General features: G+C 72.5%; 17 protein-coding genes and 1 pseudogene. 8 read left to right on the top strand and 10 right to left on the bottom strand.

Annotated elements, in window-relative coordinates; all coding sequences use genetic code 11:
- Positions 1 to 11: 11 nt before the first annotated feature.
- Positions 12 to 422: a nitroreductase/quinone reductase family protein gene (locus tag ACFWE2_RS17365; RefSeq protein ID WP_377225469.1), complete on the bottom strand. Its 411-nt coding sequence runs from the start codon at positions 420 to 422 to the stop codon at positions 12 to 14.
- 96 nt (positions 423 to 518) lie between these two features.
- Positions 519 to 1,898 carry an MFS transporter gene (locus ACFWE2_RS17360; RefSeq protein WP_377225468.1) on the bottom strand — a complete coding sequence of 460 codons (1,380 nt, stop codon included), beginning with the start codon at positions 1,896 to 1,898 and terminating at the stop codon, positions 519 to 521.
- Positions 1,899 to 2,044: 146 nt separating this feature from the next.
- On the opposite strand from ACFWE2_RS17360, the gene ACFWE2_RS17355 reads away from it, so the two are divergent.
- On the top strand, positions 2,045 to 2,503 hold the full coding sequence (locus ACFWE2_RS17355; protein ID WP_377225467.1) for a winged helix-turn-helix transcriptional regulator: 459 nt from the start codon (positions 2,045 to 2,047) through the stop codon (positions 2,501 to 2,503).
- Between the two features lie 292 nt (positions 2,504 to 2,795).
- On the opposite strand, the gene ACFWE2_RS17350 is transcribed toward ACFWE2_RS17355, so the two are convergent.
- Complete coding sequence (locus ACFWE2_RS17350; protein ID WP_377225466.1) at positions 2,796 to 3,524, bottom strand: aminotransferase class IV; 729 nt, start codon at positions 3,522 to 3,524, stop codon at positions 2,796 to 2,798.
- Between the two features lie 86 nt (positions 3,525 to 3,610).
- Here ACFWE2_RS17350 and ACFWE2_RS17345 point away from each other — a divergent pair, with 86 nt between their 5' ends.
- Positions 3,611 to 4,627, top strand: a complete 1,017-nt coding sequence (locus tag ACFWE2_RS17345; protein WP_377225465.1) for a LacI family DNA-binding transcriptional regulator — start codon at positions 3,611 to 3,613, stop codon at positions 4,625 to 4,627.
- 182 nt (positions 4,628 to 4,809) lie between these two features.
- On the opposite strand, the gene ACFWE2_RS17340 is transcribed toward ACFWE2_RS17345, so the two are convergent.
- Positions 4,810 to 5,832 (bottom strand): zinc-dependent alcohol dehydrogenase family protein, encoded by a 1,023-nt coding sequence (locus ACFWE2_RS17340; RefSeq protein WP_377225464.1) that lies wholly within the window; start codon positions 5,830 to 5,832, stop codon positions 4,810 to 4,812.
- 373 nt (positions 5,833 to 6,205) lie between these two features.
- Between ACFWE2_RS17340 and ACFWE2_RS17335 the strand changes: the two genes are divergently transcribed.
- Both ACFWE2_RS17335 and ACFWE2_RS17330 read left to right on the top strand, forming a co-directional pair.
- The gene (locus ACFWE2_RS17335) at positions 6,206 to 7,258 is read left to right on the top strand and encodes an AI-2E family transporter (protein ID WP_377225463.1); all 1,053 of its coding nucleotides are present in this window, start codon (positions 6,206 to 6,208) and stop codon (positions 7,256 to 7,258) included.
- Positions 7,255 to 8,286, top strand: coding sequence for a LacI family DNA-binding transcriptional regulator (locus tag ACFWE2_RS17330; RefSeq protein ID WP_377225462.1), 1,032 nt, complete (start codon positions 7,255 to 7,257; stop codon positions 8,284 to 8,286). The genes ACFWE2_RS17335 and ACFWE2_RS17330 overlap by 4 nt, the downstream gene beginning before the upstream one ends.
- A gap of 60 nt (positions 8,287 to 8,346) precedes the next feature.
- On the opposite strand, the pseudogene ACFWE2_RS17325 reads toward ACFWE2_RS17330, so the two are convergent.
- Positions 8,347 to 9,756, bottom strand: a pseudogene (locus tag ACFWE2_RS17325) (family 43 glycosylhydrolase); the annotation flags it as partial.
- A 114-nt stretch (positions 9,757 to 9,870) separates the two neighbouring features.
- The gene (locus tag ACFWE2_RS17320) at positions 9,871 to 10,551 is read right to left on the bottom strand and encodes a DNA alkylation repair protein (RefSeq protein ID WP_377225461.1); all 681 of its coding nucleotides are present in this window, start codon (positions 10,549 to 10,551) and stop codon (positions 9,871 to 9,873) included.
- 252 nt (positions 10,552 to 10,803) lie between these two features.
- On the opposite strand from ACFWE2_RS17320, the gene ACFWE2_RS17315 reads away from it, so the two are divergent.
- Positions 10,804 to 11,826: a 1-aminocyclopropane-1-carboxylate deaminase gene (locus ACFWE2_RS17315; protein ID WP_377225460.1), complete on the top strand. Its 1,023-nt coding sequence runs from the start codon at positions 10,804 to 10,806 to the stop codon at positions 11,824 to 11,826.
- Between the two features lie 34 nt (positions 11,827 to 11,860).
- On the opposite strand, the gene ACFWE2_RS17310 is transcribed toward ACFWE2_RS17315, so the two are convergent.
- Genes ACFWE2_RS17310 through ACFWE2_RS17295 form a run of 4 tightly spaced genes read right to left on the bottom strand, consistent with a single transcriptional unit; the run spans position 11,861 to position 15,918 of the window.
- Entirely contained in the window at positions 11,861 to 12,877 is a 1,017-nt protein-coding gene (locus tag ACFWE2_RS17310) for a S1C family serine protease (protein WP_377225459.1), read from the bottom strand.
- 22 nt (positions 12,878 to 12,899) lie between these two features.
- Entirely contained in the window at positions 12,900 to 13,904 is a 1,005-nt protein-coding gene (locus ACFWE2_RS17305) for a VWA domain-containing protein (RefSeq protein WP_377225458.1), read from the bottom strand.
- Positions 13,901 to 14,863: a DUF58 domain-containing protein gene (locus ACFWE2_RS17300; protein ID WP_377225457.1), complete on the bottom strand. Its 963-nt coding sequence runs from the start codon at positions 14,861 to 14,863 to the stop codon at positions 13,901 to 13,903. The genes ACFWE2_RS17305 and ACFWE2_RS17300 overlap by 4 nt, the downstream gene beginning before the upstream one ends.
- Positions 14,860 to 15,918, bottom strand: a complete 1,059-nt coding sequence (locus ACFWE2_RS17295; protein WP_377225456.1) for an AAA family ATPase — start codon at positions 15,916 to 15,918, stop codon at positions 14,860 to 14,862. Before ACFWE2_RS17295 ends, ACFWE2_RS17300 begins: the two co-directional genes overlap by 4 nt.
- Before the next feature lie 115 nt (positions 15,919 to 16,033).
- Between ACFWE2_RS17295 and ACFWE2_RS17290 the strand changes: the two genes are divergently transcribed.
- The 3 genes from ACFWE2_RS17290 (at position 16,034) to ACFWE2_RS17280 (ending at position 18,445) form a co-directional block, all read left to right on the top strand.
- Positions 16,034 to 16,762 (top strand): response regulator, encoded by a 729-nt coding sequence (locus ACFWE2_RS17290; protein ID WP_377225455.1) that lies wholly within the window; start codon positions 16,034 to 16,036, stop codon positions 16,760 to 16,762.
- Positions 16,759 to 18,045, top strand: a complete 1,287-nt coding sequence (locus tag ACFWE2_RS17285) for a sensor histidine kinase (RefSeq protein ID WP_377225454.1) — start codon at positions 16,759 to 16,761, stop codon at positions 18,043 to 18,045. Before ACFWE2_RS17290 ends, ACFWE2_RS17285 begins: the two co-directional genes overlap by 4 nt.
- A 115-nt stretch (positions 18,046 to 18,160) precedes the next feature.
- On the top strand, positions 18,161 to 18,445 hold the full coding sequence (locus ACFWE2_RS17280; protein ID WP_377225453.1) for a UBP-type zinc finger domain-containing protein: 285 nt from the start codon (positions 18,161 to 18,163) through the stop codon (positions 18,443 to 18,445).
- Positions 18,446 to 18,563 lie beyond the last annotated feature (118 nt).

The raw sequence follows: 18,563 nt of genomic DNA, 5'->3' as shown, positions 1-18,563 counted from the left end.
GGCCGGAGCCGTCAGCCCACGAGCCGGAAGATCGGGAACACCCGTCCCTCCGCCGTCTTCTCGTAGGCGGCGAAGCCGCTCGAGAACGCCTTGAAACGCTCCCACCAGGCGTCGCGCTCGTCGCCGGTGATCTCCTCGACCTTGGTCTGCAGGGACTTGACGGGGTCGCCGGGGACCTCGAGGGTCACCTGCTCGGCCCGGCGCAGGCCGTAGACCCAGGCGGGGTGCTTCGGCGAGCCGCCGGCCGACCCGACGATGTGCCAGGCGCCGTCGTCGTGGATGGCCGCGAGCGGCGCGATACGGATGCTGCCGTCCTTGCGGGGCACGTGGACGAGCACGAGCCCCTTGCCGAACTGGATGGGCTCGTTGACCTCTCCGCCGTTGGCCCGGAAGGTGTCGATGATCTGCTGGTTGAAGTCCATGTCCGACCCAACGCCGCCGTCGGCCCCGGACATTCCGACCAAGCCCCGCCGGCTTGTCGAGACCTCACCAGGTCTCGACAAGCGCGACCGACGAGGTCAGGCAGGGGTGCGGGTCCGGCGGGCGCGGACCCAGGTCGAGATGCCGAGAGCCAGGGCAAGAGCCGCGCCGGCCGCCGGGACGAGGAGAGCACGTCGGTAGTCGGACCAGTCGGCGTCCGCGGCGTGCCCCTCGACAAGTGCGATGGTGGCGACCGAGACGCCGAGCGCCGCACCGAACTGGAACGCCGTGTAGACGACGCCGCCGGCGACCCCGTGCTCGGACTCGTCGAGACCGGCGGTGGCCGCGGCCGTCAGCGGCCCGTACACCAGCGCGAACATCACCCCGATCAGCACGAGCGACGGCAGCAGGTCGAGGTATCCCCAGCTGCCGTCGATGCGCAGCGGCAGGGCGAAGGCCACCGCGCCGGCGAGCAGCCCGGCGACCATGACCGGCGCGTTTCCGAACCGCTTGACCAGCCGGTGCGTGACCAGGGGAGCGAGGATCATGTCCAGGCCCATGACGGCGAACGCGAGGCCCGTCGCGATCGGGGACCAGCCGCGGAACTCCTGCAGGTACAGGGTGATGAGGAACTGGAACGCGAAGAACGCCCCGATGAACAGCAGCCCAGCGACGCTCGACCGCAGCAGCAGCCCCTCGCGCAGCACCGCGAGGCGCAGGAGCGGGTCAGCGACCCGGCGCTCGATCATCACGAACAGGGCGATGAGCACGGCGGCGGCCACGAACGACACGACCCCGGCGCCGGCGGACTCGCCCTCACCGATTGCCACGATGCCGTAGATCAGCGCGACCATCGCCGAGGTCAGGGTGATCGCGCCGCCGAGGTCGAACCCGCGGCGGGGCAGCTCGGAGGCGATGTCCGGCCGGATGACGGCCCGCCCGGCGATCCACAGGGCGGCGCCAACGATGACGGGTGCGAAGAACACCCAGCGCCAGCCGACGTCGGTGAGGAAGCCGCCCGCCACCACACCGAGCGTGAATCCGCCGGCCCCGATGGCGCCGTAGATCGCCAGCGCCCGGTCGCGCAAGGGGCCCTCGGGGAAGCTCGTCGTCAGGAGGCTGAACCCGGCCGGCGTCATGAACCCCGCGGTGGCGCCGGTGACGAACCGGGCGACCACCAGCACCCAGGCATCCTCGGCCAGGCCGCCGAGGCCGGAGAAGGCGACGAACACGGCGAGGGCGACCAGGAACGTCCGGCGTCGGCCGAGGAGGTCAGCGGTGCGCCCGCCGAAGATCATGAAACCCCCGTAGGCGAGCACGTAGGCGCTGATCACCCAGTGCGCGTCGGCCGTGGCCAGACCGATGTCGGCGGCGATCGCCGGCACCGCGACGTTGAGCATCGCGATGTCGATCCCCTCGAGGAACAGCGCACCGCAGACGACGGCCAGCACTCCCCAGCCCGTTCGTGCGGTGCTCACCGACGGGTTCCCCGCCGGGTTGGCTGCCGGCCCCACGGAATCTCGCACGTCTGTCACAAGCATCTCCTCGCTCGAAGTCCGCATGGTTACCACTTGTAACCATGACGATCCTTGGGCACCATCAGTGGATGGCACAAGAAGGCACTTTGACGTCACCCGGTTCCCTCGAGGGAACCATGTACTTCGGTACCCAGGCCGTCGGCCGGGAGGTTCCGGAGGCGTGCAGGTTCGACCGCGACCCCTTCCAGTGGGACGCCCGCGAGGACTGCCAGGTGCGGCAGATCCTGGACCGGATCGCCGACAAGTGGTCCCTGCTGGTGATCGCGCTGCTGGACGAGAAGACGCTCCGGTTCGGGGAGCTCGTCCGGGAGATCGACGGGATCAGCAAGCGGATGCTGACGGTGACCCTGCGCAACCTCGAGCGGGACGGCCTCGTCGGGCGCACCGTGTACCCCGAGGTGCCGCCCCGCGTGGAGTACGAGCTGACCGCGCTCGGCCGCACGCTGCTCGGCACCACGCAGGCCCTGGTGAACTGGTCCGAGGAGCATCAGGAGGAGATCGCCATGGCCCGCCAGAAGTTCGAGGCGGCCAACGGCGCCGGCTGACGCCGAGGTCTGTGGCTCTGTCTCCGAAGGTGCCGCGGAAGTCTGCGGATCTGCCGCACGAGGCGCTGTGTGCTGGTGCGGAGGGTGCCAGGTGGGCTGAATTCTGTTCGGCGGAGCCCCGGGTATGCGGGCTCAGCTGAATTGTTCAGCCAGGCCGAACTAGGCGGGGCCCAGCCGAACGAAATTCAGCGGACCTGGCAGGTGCTCCAAGGGGTCACCTTGGCCGGAGAGTCCGGACGGGAGAGCCTGGACGCCTCCTCGGCCTGAACGTCACCAGGAGCGCGGACGCCGCCTACACGCGCTCCCACGGGACGGCGGCGAGACGCTCGAGCACTCCGGCGAGGAGCGGCCCGGGTCCGGGCAGCGGCACCTCGTCGATAGAGGCGACGGCGACGACGCCTATCGAGTTGACCAGGAACGCACCCGCGAACGCGGCGACGTCGTCGCGCCGCACCACGCGCCGGGTCGACGGCGTGGTGGCTTCGACGAGCTGCATGGCGATGCCGTGCAGCTGCGGCGCGTCCGGCCAGACGACGGCGCCGTCGTCCTGGAGGAACCCGAGGTTCGCGATCGACGACTCGGCGAGGGCGCCGTCGGGCGCGGTGAGGAGGGCGTCGTCGTACCCGTCCAGGCGGACCCGGCGTGCCCACTCGAGCTGCGCGAAGCTGCCCAGATGCTTGAGGTGCGGGAACGGGCGCAGGTACCGCACGGAACGCAGGCGCTGTGGGGTGGCGGGCGGGTGGTGCGGTTCGGCGACCGACACCGAGACCTGCTCGGCGTCGCGCAGCAATACCCGCACCGAGGCATCGGCGGTGCCGGCCAGGGCGTGCCGTACCAGGTCACGGACGCGCTCGCCCGGGAGCTGCCTCCCGAACAGCTCGCGGTGCGCCGCGTCGAGCCGGTCGAGGTGGTTCGAGAATCCCTGGACCGCGCCGTCGCGCACCTGCATGGCGGTGAAGTGGCCGTAGGTGCTGAACAGGTCTGCTGCCGTCGCGGGGCGACCGTCGGTCTCGATACGCACCCTCGGACCCTAGTGAATCGGCGCGAGCTGTGCCGGCAGGGATTAATTCGCCGTCCTCGGCCGCGGTCCGTGATGAGATGGGAGACGTGAACCGGCGGAGCGACGAAGGCCCGATAACGATCTATGACGTCGCTCGCCAGGCCGAGGTGTCGGTGGCGTCGGTCTCGAACTTCCTCAACTGGCCCGACCGGGTCTCGGCGACGATGAAGGAACGCATCGCCGCGGCCATCGACAGCCTGGGTTTCGTGCCGAGCCTGGCCGCGCGGCAGCTCCGCGGCCGGCCCAGCGGGATCGTCGGCGCCTCGTTCGTCAACGCCTCCAACCCGTACTTCGGCGGCATCGCCACGGCGGTCGAGAAGCTGGTCGCGGACAACGGGCTCGCCGTGGTCGTAGGCAGCTCGCACGAGTCGGCGGCCCAGCAGAAGCGGTTCCTCGACCTGTTCGAACAGCTCCGGTTCGACGGCGTCGTCGTCTCGCCCTCGGACGACGACCTGGAGCCACTGCGCCGACGGCGGGACCAGGGCACCCCCATCGTCCTCGTGGACCACGAGGACCCGGAGCACCGCCTGTCGTCGGTCTCGCTCGACCATCGCGAGGGCGGCCGGCTCGCGGCGCAGCACCTGCTCGACGTCGGACGGCGCCGCCTGCTCTTCGCAGCGGGACCCGAGGGCGTGCGGCAGGTCGAACGCCGTCTCGACGGCTGCCGGCTCGCGGTGGGGCAGACGCCGGGCGTCCACCTGGAGATCGTCCGCGCACCCGACCTCGACCTCGCCGACGGGACCGCCGTGGGGCTGCGGATCGCGGAGCTGCCGCCCGACCGCCGGCCCGACGCAGTGGTGGCAGGCAACGACCTGCACGCGATAGGCATCATCGCGGGCCTGACGTCCGCGGGCGTTCGCGTCCCCGACGACATAGCGGTGGTCGGGTACGACGACATCCCGTTCGCCGCCGTCGCCGCCGTGCCGCTGACCACCGTGCGCCAGCCCATCGCGGAGATCGGGACCGCCGCGGCCCGGCTCCTGCTGGACGAGATCGCGCAGCCGGGCCGCGCGTCGCGCGAGGTGGTGCTCGCTCCCGAGCTGGTGGTGCGGTCGAGCGCTTAGCTGGTCAGTCGGTGCGCGCAGGCCGGCCCGCGCCGTCGTGCGATCTGCTCACCAGGCCGCCGTCAGGGACATGCTCCGCCTCCCGCGTGGCTGCCCAGCTCGCCAGCAGCGCGAACCTCTCCGCGGAGTCCGTGTTCGGGGGAGGGCTGTAGGTGACGATCTGCCTCCCGGCGGTGCGACCGTCAGAGGGTGAGCAGCACCTTGGTGGCGCGACGCTCGTCCATCGCCTTGTAGCCCTCGGCCGCCTCCTCGAGCGGCAGGGTGAGGTCGAAGACCTTGCCCGGGTCGATCGCGCGGTCCCAGATGAGCTGGATCAGCTCGGGCAGGAACCGGCGCACGGGGGCGGGGCCGCCGTGCAGGTGCACGCCGGTGAAGAACAGCTTCAGGCCGTCGAGCCTGACGCCGTGCGTGACGCCGACGTACCCGACGTAGCCGCCCGGGCGGGCGGAGTTGATCGCCTGCCACATCGACTCCTCGGTACCCACCGCCTCGACGACGCCGTGGGCGCCGTACCCGCCGGTGAGCTCCTTGACCTTCGCGGCACCGGCGTCGCCGCGCTCCTCGACGATGTCGGTGGCGCCGAACTCCCGGGCCAGCGCCTGCCGTTCGGGGTGGCGGCTGAACACGATGATCCGCTCCGCGCCGAGCTGCTTGGCGGCCAGGACCGCCGAGAGTCCGACCGCGCCGTCGCCGACGACCGCGATGGTCCTGCCGGGACCCGCCTCGGCGGCCACGGCGGCGAACCAGCCGGTGCCCAGCACGTCGGAGGCGGCGAGCAGCGACGGGACGAGGTCGGCGTCGGGCGTACCAGGGGTGGCGACAAGGGTGCCGTCGGCCAGCGGGATGCGGGCGAGCTCGGCCTGGGTGCCCACCGAGCCCATCATCACGTTGTGGATGCAGCGGGACTGGTAGCCCGCCTGGCAGATCTCGCACGTGTTGTCCGAGGCGACGAACGAGCCGACGACGTAGTCGCCGACCTTGACGTTCCGCACCTCGTCGCCGACCTGCTCGACGATCCCGATGTACTCGTGGCCCATGGGTGTGGGGCCGCGCAGGGCCTCCACCCCGCGGTACGGCCACAGGTCCGAGCCGCAGATGCACGCGGCGGTCACCCGGATCACGGCATCGGTCGGCTCGACGATCCTGGCGTCCTCGCGCTCCTCGACCCGGACGTCTCCTGGCGCATACATGACAACTCCACGCATGGGTACCTCTCCTTGCTCGGTTCCCGTGCCGAGCGGTGCGGCGCGGGGTCGGTGCTCCTATCGGAACCCATCACACCCCTGACCGCCTCCGGGGTGGGAGGCCCGGAGAGAACCCCTCAGAAGCTCTCGACCTCCGTTCGCGAGCCGACGGCGACAAGTGGGCCGCTTTCCGGAAGGCTGTGACCCGCCGCGTGTTCATCGCGGACACCCGAGAACCGACCCCGAGAACCGATGGAGTGCCATGGCCCGCATGCCGCAACGACCCGGCGCCCTGCCTCGATCGTCGAGCGCGCGGAGGCCGCGTGCGCCGCACGACCCGGCGGGCGCGGGATCACCACGGGTCCCGCGTGCTCGTACCGCGGGCAGGCGGGCCGTGACGGTCGGCCTGCCGGCGAACCCGTTCGGGTACGCGGTGCTCGCGACCCTGGGTGTCGGCGCGGGTCTCGTGGTGCTCGGCGCCATCGAGGCGGTGGCGACGGTCCTCGTCTACGTCGGGCTGGCGCTGTTCCTGGCGCTGGCGCTGGATCCGGGGATCCGGTTCCTCGTCTCACGTGGCCTGGTGCGGTGGGTGGCCGCGACGGTGATGATCGTCGGTTCAGCCGCCGTGCTCGCCCTCTTCGTGGTGGCGGTGCTGCCGCTGGCGGTCCCGCAGGTCGGGATCTTCGGGGCCCAGCTCGTCGACGGGCTGCGCGAGCTGCCCAACCAGGCGTGGTACGTCTGGACCACCGAGAACCTCGTCGCCCTCAACCTGAACGGTCTGCTGGCATCGGTGACCGAGCTGCTCACCGACCCCCGCCAGCTCACGGCGATCGCGGGCGGCGTCCTGCAGGTCGGCACCGGGCTGATCAACGGCGTGACCGCGGTCGTCATCGTCGCCGCGCTGACGATCTACTTCGCGGTGTCCCTGCCGGCCATGGTCGCCGCCGTCCTGCGGCTCGTGCCCCGGTCCCGGCGGGACATGACCGGATCGCTCCTCAACGAGGTGCTGGAGTCCGTCGGCCGGTATGTCGCGGGCCAGCTCTTCCTCGCGACCATCAACGCCACCTTCACCCTGCTGCTGACGGTGTTCGCGGGCAGCCCCGCGCCGATCCTCCTCGCCGTCCTCGCGTTCGTCGCGGCCCTGATCCCCGTCGTCGGAACGGTCATCGGCTCGATCCTCGTGGTGCTCGCGACGCTGACGGCGAGCCCGTTCGCCGCGCTCGTCGTCGCGATCCTGCTGCTCGTGTACATGCAGGTGGAGGCGTACGTGCTGGCCCCGCGGGTGATGAGCCGCGCCGTGGCGGTGCCGGGCGTGCTGGTGATCGTCGCGGCCCTGGCCGGTGCGGCGCTCGGCGGGATCCTCGGCGCTCTCGTGGCGGTCCCGGTCGCGGCGGCGGGCCTGCTCGTCATCAACCGGGTGATCATCCCGCACCAGGAGACGCGGTGACCGCACCGGGCGGACGGCGTCCGACCATGGTCGACGTCGCGCGCGCCGCCGGCGTCGCGCACATCACCGTGAGCCGGGTCGTCAACAACGAGCCGACCGTGCGGCCCGCGACCCGGGACCGGGTTCTGCGCGCCATCGACGAGCTCGGCTACCGGCGCAACGACTCCGCTCGCGTGCTCAGGAGCGGTCGCTCCACGATGCTCGGCGTGGTCCTGGCCGGCTCGGAGCTGTTCGAGCTGCCGCGCATGCTGCTCGGCATCGAGCAGGCCGCGAAGGACGCCGGCCACTGGGTGAGCCTCACGAGCTGGCAGGGCGGCACCCACGAGCAGTTCGAGCAGTGCCTCGGGCAGCTCGTGGGGCAGGGCGCTGCGGGGGTCGCGGTCGTCGCGGACCGGCCCGTCGTGCTGGAGGCGCTGCACCGGACCGTCGCGCGCGTGCCGATCTCCGTCATGATGTCCGGCAACGTGGCGAACCCCGCGATCGGTTCGGTGGAGCTCGACCAGGTGGAGGGTGCGCGCCTCGCCACCCGCCACCTGCTCGACCTGGGCCACCGTGACGTCGTCCACCTGAGCGGCGCCATGGAGACCTACGACGCCCGGGCCCGCGTGGACGGCTGGCGCGACGAGCTCCGGCGCGCCGGGATCGCCGAGCGGCGTGTGCTCCACGGCGACTTCACCGCGCGCAGCGGGCACGAGCTCGCCGCCGGGCTGGTCGACGGGCTGGCCGACCAGCCGGACGCCACCCTGCCCACGGCGATCTTCGCGGGCAACGACCAGATGGCGATCGGCGTGATCTCGGCCCTCGCCGCTCGCGGGATCGCCGTGCCCGGCGACGTGTCACTCGTGGGGTTCGACGACACGGCCGGCTCCGACTACCTCGTTCCGGCCCTGACCACCGTCCGGCAGGACTTCGTGACCCTGGGCCGCCTCTCGATCGAGGTGCTGCTGGACATGATGGCCGGGGGAGCCGCCCGCCACCACCTGCTGTCGCCGTCGCTGGTCGTGCGCGCCAGCACCCGCGCCGTCTGACGCCGCGCCGTACCGGACGCCACGGAACGTCAGCGGCGCCGCGCCCTCGGCCGCCTCGTTGACCAGCCCGAGGAGCACCCCGACGAACCCACCGGCGGTCTCCGTGCTCAGCGCGGTGTGCGGGAAGGTCGCCAGGACGTCCTCCCCGGTGCGGGTCACGCAGGAGAACGCGTAGGACTGACCGTCCGACCGGATGCGGAGCACCACGTCGCCCGTGACCGGCACCTCGGAACGTACGACCTCCGCGCCGCCCACCTTTCCGGCCACTCGGACGACGCAACCGTCGGGCCGACGCCGGACCCGCGCGGCGAGGTACGTGTTCTCGTCCTGGAAGGCGACCACCCCGGCGTCGTGCCCTGCTATCCGGTCGGTCTCGACCAACGTCTCGAAGACGAAGCGGTGCATGTCCTGGCGCCTCGCGAGGAATGCCGGCACCTCACGCCCCGAGAGCGGCGCGGGCCGCGGACGGAGCGTGACCGTCTCGTCCACCACGTCGGCGTGCACGGGGCCGCGCAGCGACAGCCAGTCCGCCGGCCTGGCGGTGGTGTCCGGCAGCCCGGGCAGGACCCCCTGCACCCGCCCGGCACCGGGCGCGAGGACCGGGCCGCGGTCGTCCCACTCCACCGGGACGAGCAGCACCTCGCGTCCGAGCGTGTGGTGCCCGTTGACAGGGCGGACGCCGAGCACCAGCGCCCAGGCCGTGCCGTCCGGCGCCTCGACGATGTCGGCGTGGCCGACGTTCTGCACGGGCTCGCCGGCGCCGAGGTGCCGGTGCGTGAGCAGCGGGCTGCGCGGGTCCGTCGAGTACGGTCCGGTCACCGTGTCGGACGTCGCGGCGGTGACCGCATGGTTGCGCTCCGTGCCGCCCTCCGCGCCGATCAGGTGGTAGCGGCCGGCACGCTCGTAGATGTGCGGAGCCTCTACCCACTGCCTGGTGAGGGCGCCGTGCCAGAGGACGTGCGTCGGGCCGACCAGCGTGAGCGTCTCGAGGTCGAGCTCCCGCAGCCAGATCTCGCCCGGCCCGGTGGCGTCGGGCGAGATCGCGTCCCGGGCGGCGGTGAACCACGCCCGGCCGTCGTGGTCGAAGAACAGGGACGGGTCGATCCCGTCGGCCTCGAGCGGGGTCGGGACGGCCCACGGGCCCGCGGGGTCCACCGCCGTTGTGATGTACGTGGTCGCGCCCTCGGTGCCCCGCACGATCGTGACCACCACGTAGAAGACGCCGTCGTGGTGCCGGATCGTCGGCGCCCAGACGCCGTGGGACACCGTGTTGCCCTCCAGCGGGAGCCAGCTCTCGCCGTCGAGCACATGGCCGACCAGACGCCAGCTCACCAGGTCACGGCTGTGGTGGACGGGGATCCCCGGGTGGTAGGCGAACGACGAGGTCACCATGAAGTAGTCCGCGCCGACCCGGACCACCGACGGGTCGGGATGGCAGCCGGGCAGGACGGGGTTGGGGACCAGACGCATGTGCGCTCCTATGCGCGAGGGACCGCGCTCGATCGAATGGCGTTGTCGGAATGGCAACGTTGCCATGAGCAGCATAGGGGCAGTTCCGGGGAGCCCGGCAACCGGCCGGAAGGGTCAGGTGCCGGCCCGGTCCTGGCGTCCGACCATCTCGGCGATCCACACGGGGGCGTACGGCGGCGTGCAGCCCGGCGAGGCCGGGTAGTCGGCGAGGACCTGCAGGTTCTCGCCGATGCTCATCGCTCGTGCGCGTCGGCCGGGGTCGTTGATCCCGATCATCGCGAGGCAGGTGTTCATCGCCCACTGCGTGTGCTCGGGCGCGTCCTTCATGTCCCGCTCGATCGTGTCGAGCAGCTCGTCGAGGTCGACGTCGCCCGGCGCCTTGACCACCTTGTCGCTCTGCAGGGTCCAGCCGGCCTTGCCGACCAGGTCGGCGCCGTCGGCGGCCCAGCGCTCGCGGAACTCCTCGCCGAACCTGCCGGGCTTCACGACGTTGACGACGAACCAGTCGAGCAGCTTGGGGGAGCGGATGTCGTGGACCATCGCGTCGACGTCGGCCGGGGTGAAGGACCGCGGACGGCAGACGAGCGTGGCGAGGAGGCGGGCGGCCGTGTCGCCGGTCGCCCAGAGCTCGACGGCCAGCTCGTGCTGCTTCTTCAGGCGTTTCGCGACGGCGCGCAGCTGCGCGAGGTTGACGCCCAGGTCGTCCCCGTTGCGCTCGTTGACCGCGCGGAACCTGGGGTTCTCGAGCGCGGCGAGCTCGCGCAGGACCTCGTCGAGCGGCGTGGGGTCGGGCATGGGGTTCCTCTCGGCGCGCCGGTCGGGTGATGTGCGGGGGCGGACACCACCCGGGGCAAGGGTGCCAGCTCTGCTGAATTTCGTTCGCCCCGGCCTGGCCCAGTTCGGCCAGGCCGGAGCATTCGGCAGGGCCCGAAGACCCGGGCCCCAGTCGAACATGGTTCAGCCCACCGGCACCTGCCGAAACGGCTGTCGGTGCCTCGGAGGGGCCCGCACTTTGCCAAAACCCCGAGTGGGCATGCAATATATTGCATGCCCACTCTCGCTGACTTCCCCCGCCACCCGCTGACCTTCGGGCCGAGCCCCGTCCACCCGCTGCCGCGCCTGAGCGCCCACCTCGGTGGCGCGTCGGTCTGGGCCAAACGTGAGGACTGCAACGCTGGGCTCGCCTACGGCGGCAACAAGACCCGCAAGCTGGAGTACCTGGTCCCGGACGCCCTCGCGCAGGGTGCGGACACGCTGGTCTCGATCGGGGGCTACCAGTCGAACCACACGCGACAGGTCGCCGCGGTGGCCGCCTCGCTGGGGCTCAAGGCGGTGCTCGTGCAGGAGAACTGGGTCGACTGGCCCGACTCCGTCGCCGACCGGGTCGGCAACATCATGCTGAGCCGGATCATGGGTGCGGAGGTCCGGCTCGACCCGGCGGGCTTCGGCATCGGGTTCAAGGACTCCTGGACCCGCGCGATCGACGAGGTCAAGGAGCGCGGCGGCACGCCGTACGCGATCCCGGCCGGCGCGTCCGACCACCGGCTCGGCGGCCTCGGCTTCGCGCACTGGGCGCACGAGGTGGAGCAGCAGGAGCGTGAGCTCGGCGTCTTCTTCGACACGGTGGTCGTGTGCGCGGTCACGGGTTCCACCCAGGCGGGCATGATCGCCGGCTTCGCCGCGCTGGAAGCGGCGGGCGGCCGGCCCCGCCGGGTGATCGGGATCGACGCGAGCGCGAAGCTCGAGGACACCCGCGACCAGGTGGCCAGGATCGCGCGCGCAACGGCCGAGCTCATCGGGGTCGGGCGGCCGCTGCGCGACGACGAGATCACCGTGCTGCCCGGCTGGGCCGGCGACAAGTACGGGATTCCCGTCGAGTCGACGCTCGACGCGATCCGGCTCACGGGCCGGCTCGAGGGCGTCATCATCGACCCGGTGTACGAGGGCAAGTCCATGGCCGGCCTGATCGACCTGGTCACGAGCGGCGAGATCCCCAAGGAGTCGACGGTCCTGTACGCGCACCTGGGCGGCCAGCCGGCCCTGAACGCCTACAGCGGCCTGTTCACCTGAGTCGGCCGGCGCCCGGGCCGGCACCCGACCCAGGTCAGTCCCCGGCGATGATGCGCTCCGCGACGTCGGCGGCTCGGTCGATCGGCACGGCGAACCCGATGCCGATGTTGCCCGAGCTGCCGACCGTCGCGATCGCCGTGTTGATGCCGACCACCTGACCGCTCAGGTCCACCAGGGGACCGCCCGAGTTGCCCTGGTTGATCGACGCGTCGGTCTGGATCATCGGCCCGGGATAGTTGCCGGAGCTGCGGTCGACGGCGCTGACCACCCCCGCCGTGACGCTGCCCGTCAGCCCGAGCGGCGACCCGACGGCGATGACCGGCTGGCCGATCTGCAGCCCGGCGCTGCGCCCCAGGGCCGCCGCGCGGGCCCCACCAAGATCGGCCTCGACCACCGCTATGTCGTTGCGCTCGTCGGCGCCGAGCACCCGGCCTGTGACGGAGCTCCCGTCGTCGAGCAGCAGCTCGACGGTCTCGCTGCCTACGACCACGTGCCCATTGGTGACCACGTGGTTCGCGTCGATGATGACGCCCGACCCGCCACGCGCACCCGCCCTAACCTGGACGACGCTCGGCAGCGCGCGCTGGGCCGCGCTCGCGGTGGTCGTCGTGCCGGTGCCCTGATCCACCACCGGGCGTGCGGTCTCCTCTGGTGCGAGGCTCAGCCCGGTGACCAGGCCCGTCGTGGCCGACCCGAGCAGCGCGCCCAGCGCGAGCGCGGTGGCGAGCGTCAGCAGGACCCGCGGACGGCGGGGTACCGCGTCGTGCGGGGTCTCGGGTTCGGGAGCGGGCGGACCGGCAGGCAGGCCGAACGCACGCCCGGGACCGGGTGGCGCGGCCGGCGTGAACGCGGGAGCCGCGGCCGGGCCGATCGTCGGCATCAGCCGGGAACGAACCGGCTCCGGCGCTGGCGGCGCCGGTGCGACCGGCTCGCCGACGACGAAGCGGCGCGGGCCGGCGGGCCGGCCGAGGCCTGTGGGCGGGCTGTCGTCGGGCGAACCGGTAGGTGAAGCGGCAGGTGAACCATGGAGCAGCGGGTCGGGGTTTTGCAAGGGAACGCTCCTTCGAACGGTGTCAGACCAACCGGGAGAACCAGCGCAGGGACAGGGCGGTGGCGGTGAGGGCGAGCGTGAGGCCGATCAGGACCAGCGGCGTCGTGACGAGGGTGGTCTCGGTGCGCCAGCCGATGGCCGAGCCGATGTCCTCGTAGACCTGGTCCAGCTCGGCGCCGCTCTCGGCGCGGTAGAAGTGGCCCGCGGTCTCCTCGGCGAGCATGCGCAGGGTGTTGTCGTCGGCGGGCGCCGACTGGGTGCGGGTGCCGCTGCCGATGACGCCGCCGGGCGTGCCGTAGGCGATCGTCGAGACGGGCATCTCGGCGTCGAGGGCCGCCTGGACCGAGCTGGCGGGGCTGCGCCCGGCGGTGTTGAACCCGTCGGAGAGCAGGACCAGCCGGGCGGGGATCGGGTCGGCCGTGCCGCCGTCCGGCGCCGTGCCGCCGTCCGGCGCAGCCTCGCCGTCCGCCGCCGTGCCGCTGGTGGCGGCCTGCCGGACCACCTCGGCGGCCGCGGCGAACACCGCCTCGCCGATGGCGGTGCCGCCGTCGGACCGCAGGTTCCGGACGGAGTTCTCGACCAGGGCGCGGTCGGCGGTGACGGGGGCGACCAGCTCCGCCTCCTCGGCGAACGCGACGACGCCCACCTGGACCGTCTCGGGGAGCTCGCGGACGAACCGCACCGCGGCCTCCTTGGCGGCGGTCAGCCGGTCGGGCGGGACGTCCTGCGCCTCCATCGAGCCGGACACGTCGATGGCGACGATGACCGTCGCGCGCTCGTACGGCACGCGCAGCCGCATCTGCGGTCCGGCGGCGGCGGTGGCGAACGCGCCGAGCGCGAGCAGGACGAGGCCGGTCGCGAGATGTCGCCGCCAGCGCGGGCGGGCGGGGGCGACCCGGTCGAGCATCGGCAGGGTCGCGAACCGGACGGCGTAGCGGGTACGCCGCCGCCGCAGCAGGACGTACGCGAGCGCGAGCGCGGCGACGGGCACGAGGGCGAGCAGGAACAGGGGGTCGGTGAAGGTCATGATGTCCTCCGGTGACGGCGGGCGGGGGCGCGACGGCGGTCCTTGACGAACCGGGCGAGCACCGCAGCCCAGTCGTCGGCGGTGCTCACGCGCAGGTGTTCGGCACGGGCGGCGCGGACGGCCGCTGCCGTTTCGTCGCGATGCAGGGCGGTGACCATGGCGTAGGCGAGGCGCAGCTCGGGGTCGGACGTCGACACCTCGCGCTGGACGCCGGTCTCGGGGTCGACGAGCACGACCTCGCCGACGTCGGGCAGCTCGCGCTCGCGCGGGTCGTCGACCTCGACGACGATCACGTCGTGCCTGGCGGTCAGCCGCCGGAGCGCGCCCTCCCACTCGAAGGGCCGCTCGATCGTGCCGTCGGGTGCCACCAGGTCGGTGACGACCACGCACAGCCCGCGACGTCGGGCGCGGGCGCCGAGCCCGCGCAGGGCGTCTGACAGGGAGACCGTCGGGCTGCCCTGGCGGACCGCCGCGTCGAGCCGGGTGAGCGCCGCCGCGGCGGCTCGTCCGGGGCGTGGCGAGATCCAGCGCAGGCCGGCCTCGTCGATCAGCCCTACGCCGACGCGGTTGCCCTGCCCGGTCGTGAGCAGTCCGACGGCGGCCGCCACCTGTTCGGCGACGTCCACCTTCTCGGTCCGGGCGGTGCCGAAGGTCATGCTGGGGCTGCGGTCCACGAGGAGCCAGGTGTCCAGCTCGTGCTGGGCGCGCGTGCGCCACAGGTGCGGGTCGCCCGTGCGGGCGGTGACGTTCCAGTCGATCCGGCGCACGTCCTGCCCCGGCTGGTACTGGCTGAGCTCCTCCGGGTCGGAGCCGGGGCCGAGCGCGTGCCCGTCGACGTCGCCCTGCAGCAGCCCGTCGACCCGGCGCCGGACGGTGAGCTCGAGTTTGCGGAACCGGCCAGCCGAGTCGTCGTGGGCAGGGCCGTTCCGGGCCGGGTCGTCCCGCGACGGTTCGGTCATCGCACGACCACCTCCTCCTCGGCCGGCGCCACGCGCGGCTGCGGCACGGCGGCCAGCACCGCGTCGATCACGGTGCGGGGGTCGACGCCGTCGGCCGCCGCGTCGAACGTGAGCACGAGCCGATGGGCAAGGGTGTCGCCCGCCAGGTCGACGAGGTCCGCAGGCAGCACGTAGTCGCGCCCGCGCATGAGGGCCAGCGACCGCCCGGCGGCGATCAGCCCGAGGCTGCCGCGTGCGCTGACGCCGTACTCCAGCACGCCGTCGAGGTTGTGCAGCCCGTACTGGTGCGGCTTGCGGGTGGCCATCACGACCGCCACCGCATACCGCGCGACGGCGTGGTGCACGAACACCTGGTCCGCCTCGCGCTGGAGCTGGCGGACCATCGCCGGGTCGAGCAGCGGCTCCGCGCGCGGGGGCGCCGCACTCATGCGCTGCACGATCGTCAGCTCCTCCAGCTCGTCGGCGTGGTCGACGTCGACCTTGAGCAGGAACCGGTCGCGCTGCGCCTCCGGCAGCGCGTAGACGCCGTCGCTCTCGATCGGGTTCTGGGTGGCCAGGACGAGGAACGGGTCGGGCAGCGCGTAGGTGCGGCCGCCGATGCTGACCTGGCCCTCCGCCATCGCCTCCAGCAGGGCCGACTGCACCTTGGCGGGTGCGCGGTTGATCTCGTCGGCGAGGACGAGGTTGGCGAACACGGGGCCGAGCTCGACGTCGAAGTCCTCCCGCGACGGCTTCCAGACCCGGGTGCCGACGATGTCCGACGGCATCAGGTCCGGCGTGAACTGCAGGCGGGCGAACGAGCCACCTGCCACGGTCGCCAGGGTGCGCACCGCGAGCGTCTTCGCGACGCCCGGCACGCCCTCCAGCAGCACGTGGCCGCGGGCGAGCAGGCCGACCATGATCCGCTCGACCATGTGGTCCTGCCCCACGATCACTCGTTTGACCTCGATCAGCGCCCGTTCGAGCAGGGCGGCGGCCGGACGCAGCGGCGGGTGCGTCGCGACGGAGGGGATGTCCTGGGTGGCGGGTCTGCGCTGTTCCATGGGCTCGTCCATGACACCGACTCCACCCGACGGAAGAGAAAACTGCGGGAAACGGGAACGAAAGCCGACCGAAAGGAGGGACCGACAGGGCCTGTCAGACCCGCCGCCGGGCGGTTACCGTGCTGCTGTGCGGCTGCTGATCGTGGAGGACGAGGCAGGTCTGGTGAGTGCCCTGCAGGTGGCACTGCGCCGGGAGGGCTACGCCGTCGACCAGGCGCGCACCGTCGCCGAGGCGAGACAGAAGCTCGGCCTCAACCCGTACGACGTCGTCCTTCTCGACATCACCCTCCCCGACGGGACGGGCTTCGACCTGACCCGCGCCATCCGCGGCGGGCAGGTACCCCTCGCCGACGGCGACCCGCCGCGCATCCTCATGCTGACCGCGCGCGGCCGCCTCACCGACCGGGTGACCGGCCTCGACGTCGGCGCCGACGACTACCTCGTCAAGCCGTTCGCGATCATCGAGCTCTCCGCCCGCATCCGCGCCCTGCTGCGCCGCGAGGCGCGCGAGGCCGCCGCGGTCCTCGTGCACGGCCCCATCCGGCTCGACGCCGCCCGCCAGCTCGCCTGGCGCGGCACCCGCGAGCTCGTGCTGACCCGCAAGGAGTTCGCCGTCCTGCGCTACCTGATGAACCGGCCCGCCTACGTGGTGCCCGCCGAGGAGCTGCTCGAGCACGTGTGGGACGAGAACGCCGACCCCTTCACCCAGACCGTCCGCGTCACCGTCGGCACCCTGCGGCGCAAGCTCACGCTCGACGGCGAGGACCCCGCGCTGGAGACCGTCATCGGCCGCGGGTACCGGCTCCGCGAGCTGCCGGCCGGTGTGGACGGCCCCGTCGAGGGCGTCCCCGCATGACCCTCCGGGGGCTGCCCGGGTGGGCGCGCACCGTGCGGATGCGGCTCGCCCTGACCTATTCCGCGACGCTCTTCGGCATCACCGCCCTCATCCTCGCGGGCGTCTACTTCGCGCTCTCCCAGACCGTCACCGCCGCGCCGCTGGACCCTGTCACCGTCAAGCGGATCGAGAAGAAGCCCGACGGCAGCTTCGCCTACAAGCCCGGCGAACAGTTCGAGGCGGCCGACCTCGACACGGTCCAGCACGCCGTGAACTACACCGCCCTGCAGACGCTGCGGGACTACTCGGCGGTGGCGCTCGCGGTGATGTTCCTGCTCAGCGTGGCCGTCGGCTGGTGGGTCTCCGGGCGGGCGCTGCGGCCCGTCGAGGCCATCACGCGCACCGCCCAGGAGATCGGCGCCACCGACCTGTCCCGGCGGATCGGCGCCACCGGCCCGCGGGACGAGCTGCGCACCCTCGCCGACACGATCGACGGGATGCTCGACCGGCTGGACCGGGCGTTCACCGCGGAACGCAGGCTCATCGAGGATGTGTCCCACGAGCTGCGCAACCCCGTGATGGTGGTGCAGGCGAACGTCGAGGCGGTGCTCGGCAACGAGCAGGCCGACCGGGCGCAGCGGGCGGAGGCGACCGCCGTCGTCCTCGGCGCGACGAGCCGCATGTCCCGGCTGCTGGAGGACCTGCTGGCCACCGCGCGGTTCCGCTCGGAGGCCTTCGTGGACCGGGAGGTCGATCTCGCCGCGCTCGCCGAGGGCGCCGTCCGCGACAACCGCGCGGTCGCCGAGCGGCGGGGTGTGTCGATCGTCGAGCGGACCCATTCCGGGCCGGTCGCGTACGGCGACGCGAACGCGCTGGGCCGGGCGGTCGACAACCTGCTGTCCAACGCGGTGCGGCTCGCGCCGGTGGGCAGCGCGATCACCGTTGGCGTGGGGAGCCGGCAGGGCTGGGCCTGGATCGCGGTGGCCGACGAGGGGCCCGGGGTGCCCGCCGAGGCCAGGGACCGGATCTTCGACCGGTTCTACCGGGGGCAGGACGGCGGTGGTGCTGGTGCTGGGGCTGGGGCCGGGGCTGGGGCGGCCGGCGGGCACCCGGACCGACCGGACGGCTCCGGCCTCGGTCTGGCGATCGCCCGCCAGGTCGCCGAGAGCCACGACGGCCACCTGCTGCACACCGACCACGGCCCGAGCGGCAGCACGTTCACGGTCTGGCTCCCCGACCGGACGCTGGACCGCGCGACGGACCGCGGCGACACGCCGCCCCAGGGTGACCCGCTGGCATCATGAACCGGCCCGGCGCCGAAGCCGGCGCGGTGCGAGCCTAGGATCGTGACAGCCGAGCCGGCAGGACACCGTGACAGGACCAAGGACACCGTGACAGGACCAAGCGAGGAGCCAAGCGATGAGTGATGTGTGTACGCACCTGGACCAAATCGCCGTGCTGGAGCCCGCCAGCCGTGCGGGCTGCCCCGAGTGCCTCGAGCACGGCGGCACGTGGGTGCACCTGCGCAGCTGCCTCGTGTGCGGGCAGGTGGGCTGCTGCGACTCCTCGCCGGCCAAGCACGCCACCGGACACTTCCGGGAGACCGGCCACCCGCTGATGCGCTCGATCGAGCCAGGCGAGGCGTGGGGCTACTGCTTCGAGGACGAGGCGACCCTGCGGACGATGGAGCTGCCCGGCCGCTAGCGTTCTGCGTCTGAAGTTCGCCGTGGACACCTAGGTGCCGCGAGATCGGTCAGTTGCATGCAGCGTGAAGTGAGTTCGGTCGGTTGCTCTGAGATCGGTCGGTTGATTGACCGATCTC

It is taken from the genome of Promicromonospora sp. NPDC060271 (assembly GCF_042726755.1).
In the GTDB taxonomy this organism is placed as follows: domain Bacteria; phylum Actinomycetota; class Actinomycetes; order Actinomycetales; family Cellulomonadaceae; genus Promicromonospora.
Note: the sequence above shows the minus strand (reverse complement) of the source record. Positions and strands in the feature narration are given on the sequence as shown.

Coding starts and splice junctions, on each gene's coding strand:
- ACFWE2_RS17280 (WP_377225453.1), top strand. CDS start 18,161: ATGAGTGATGTGTGTACGCACCTGGACCAAATCGCCGTGCTGGAGCCC.
- ACFWE2_RS17340 (WP_377225464.1), bottom strand. CDS start 5,832: ATGCGTGGAGTTGTCATGTATGCGCCAGGAGACGTCCGGGTCGAGGAG.
- ACFWE2_RS17320 (WP_377225461.1), bottom strand. CDS start 10,551: ATGCCCGACCCCACGCCGCTCGACGAGGTCCTGCGCGAGCTCGCCGCG.
- ACFWE2_RS17295 (WP_377225456.1), bottom strand. CDS start 15,918: ATGGACGAGCCCATGGAACAGCGCAGACCCGCCACCCAGGACATCCCC.
- ACFWE2_RS17365 (WP_377225469.1), bottom strand. CDS start 422: ATGGACTTCAACCAGCAGATCATCGACACCTTCCGGGCCAACGGCGGA.
- ACFWE2_RS17315 (WP_377225460.1), top strand. CDS start 10,804: ATGCCCACTCTCGCTGACTTCCCCCGCCACCCGCTGACCTTCGGGCCG.
- ACFWE2_RS17285 (WP_377225454.1), top strand. CDS start 16,759: ATGACCCTCCGGGGGCTGCCCGGGTGGGCGCGCACCGTGCGGATGCGG.
- ACFWE2_RS17300 (WP_377225457.1), bottom strand. CDS start 14,863: ATGACCGAACCGTCGCGGGACGACCCGGCCCGGAACGGCCCTGCCCAC.
- ACFWE2_RS17305 (WP_377225458.1), bottom strand. CDS start 13,904: ATGACCTTCACCGACCCCCTGTTCCTGCTCGCCCTCGTGCCCGTCGCC.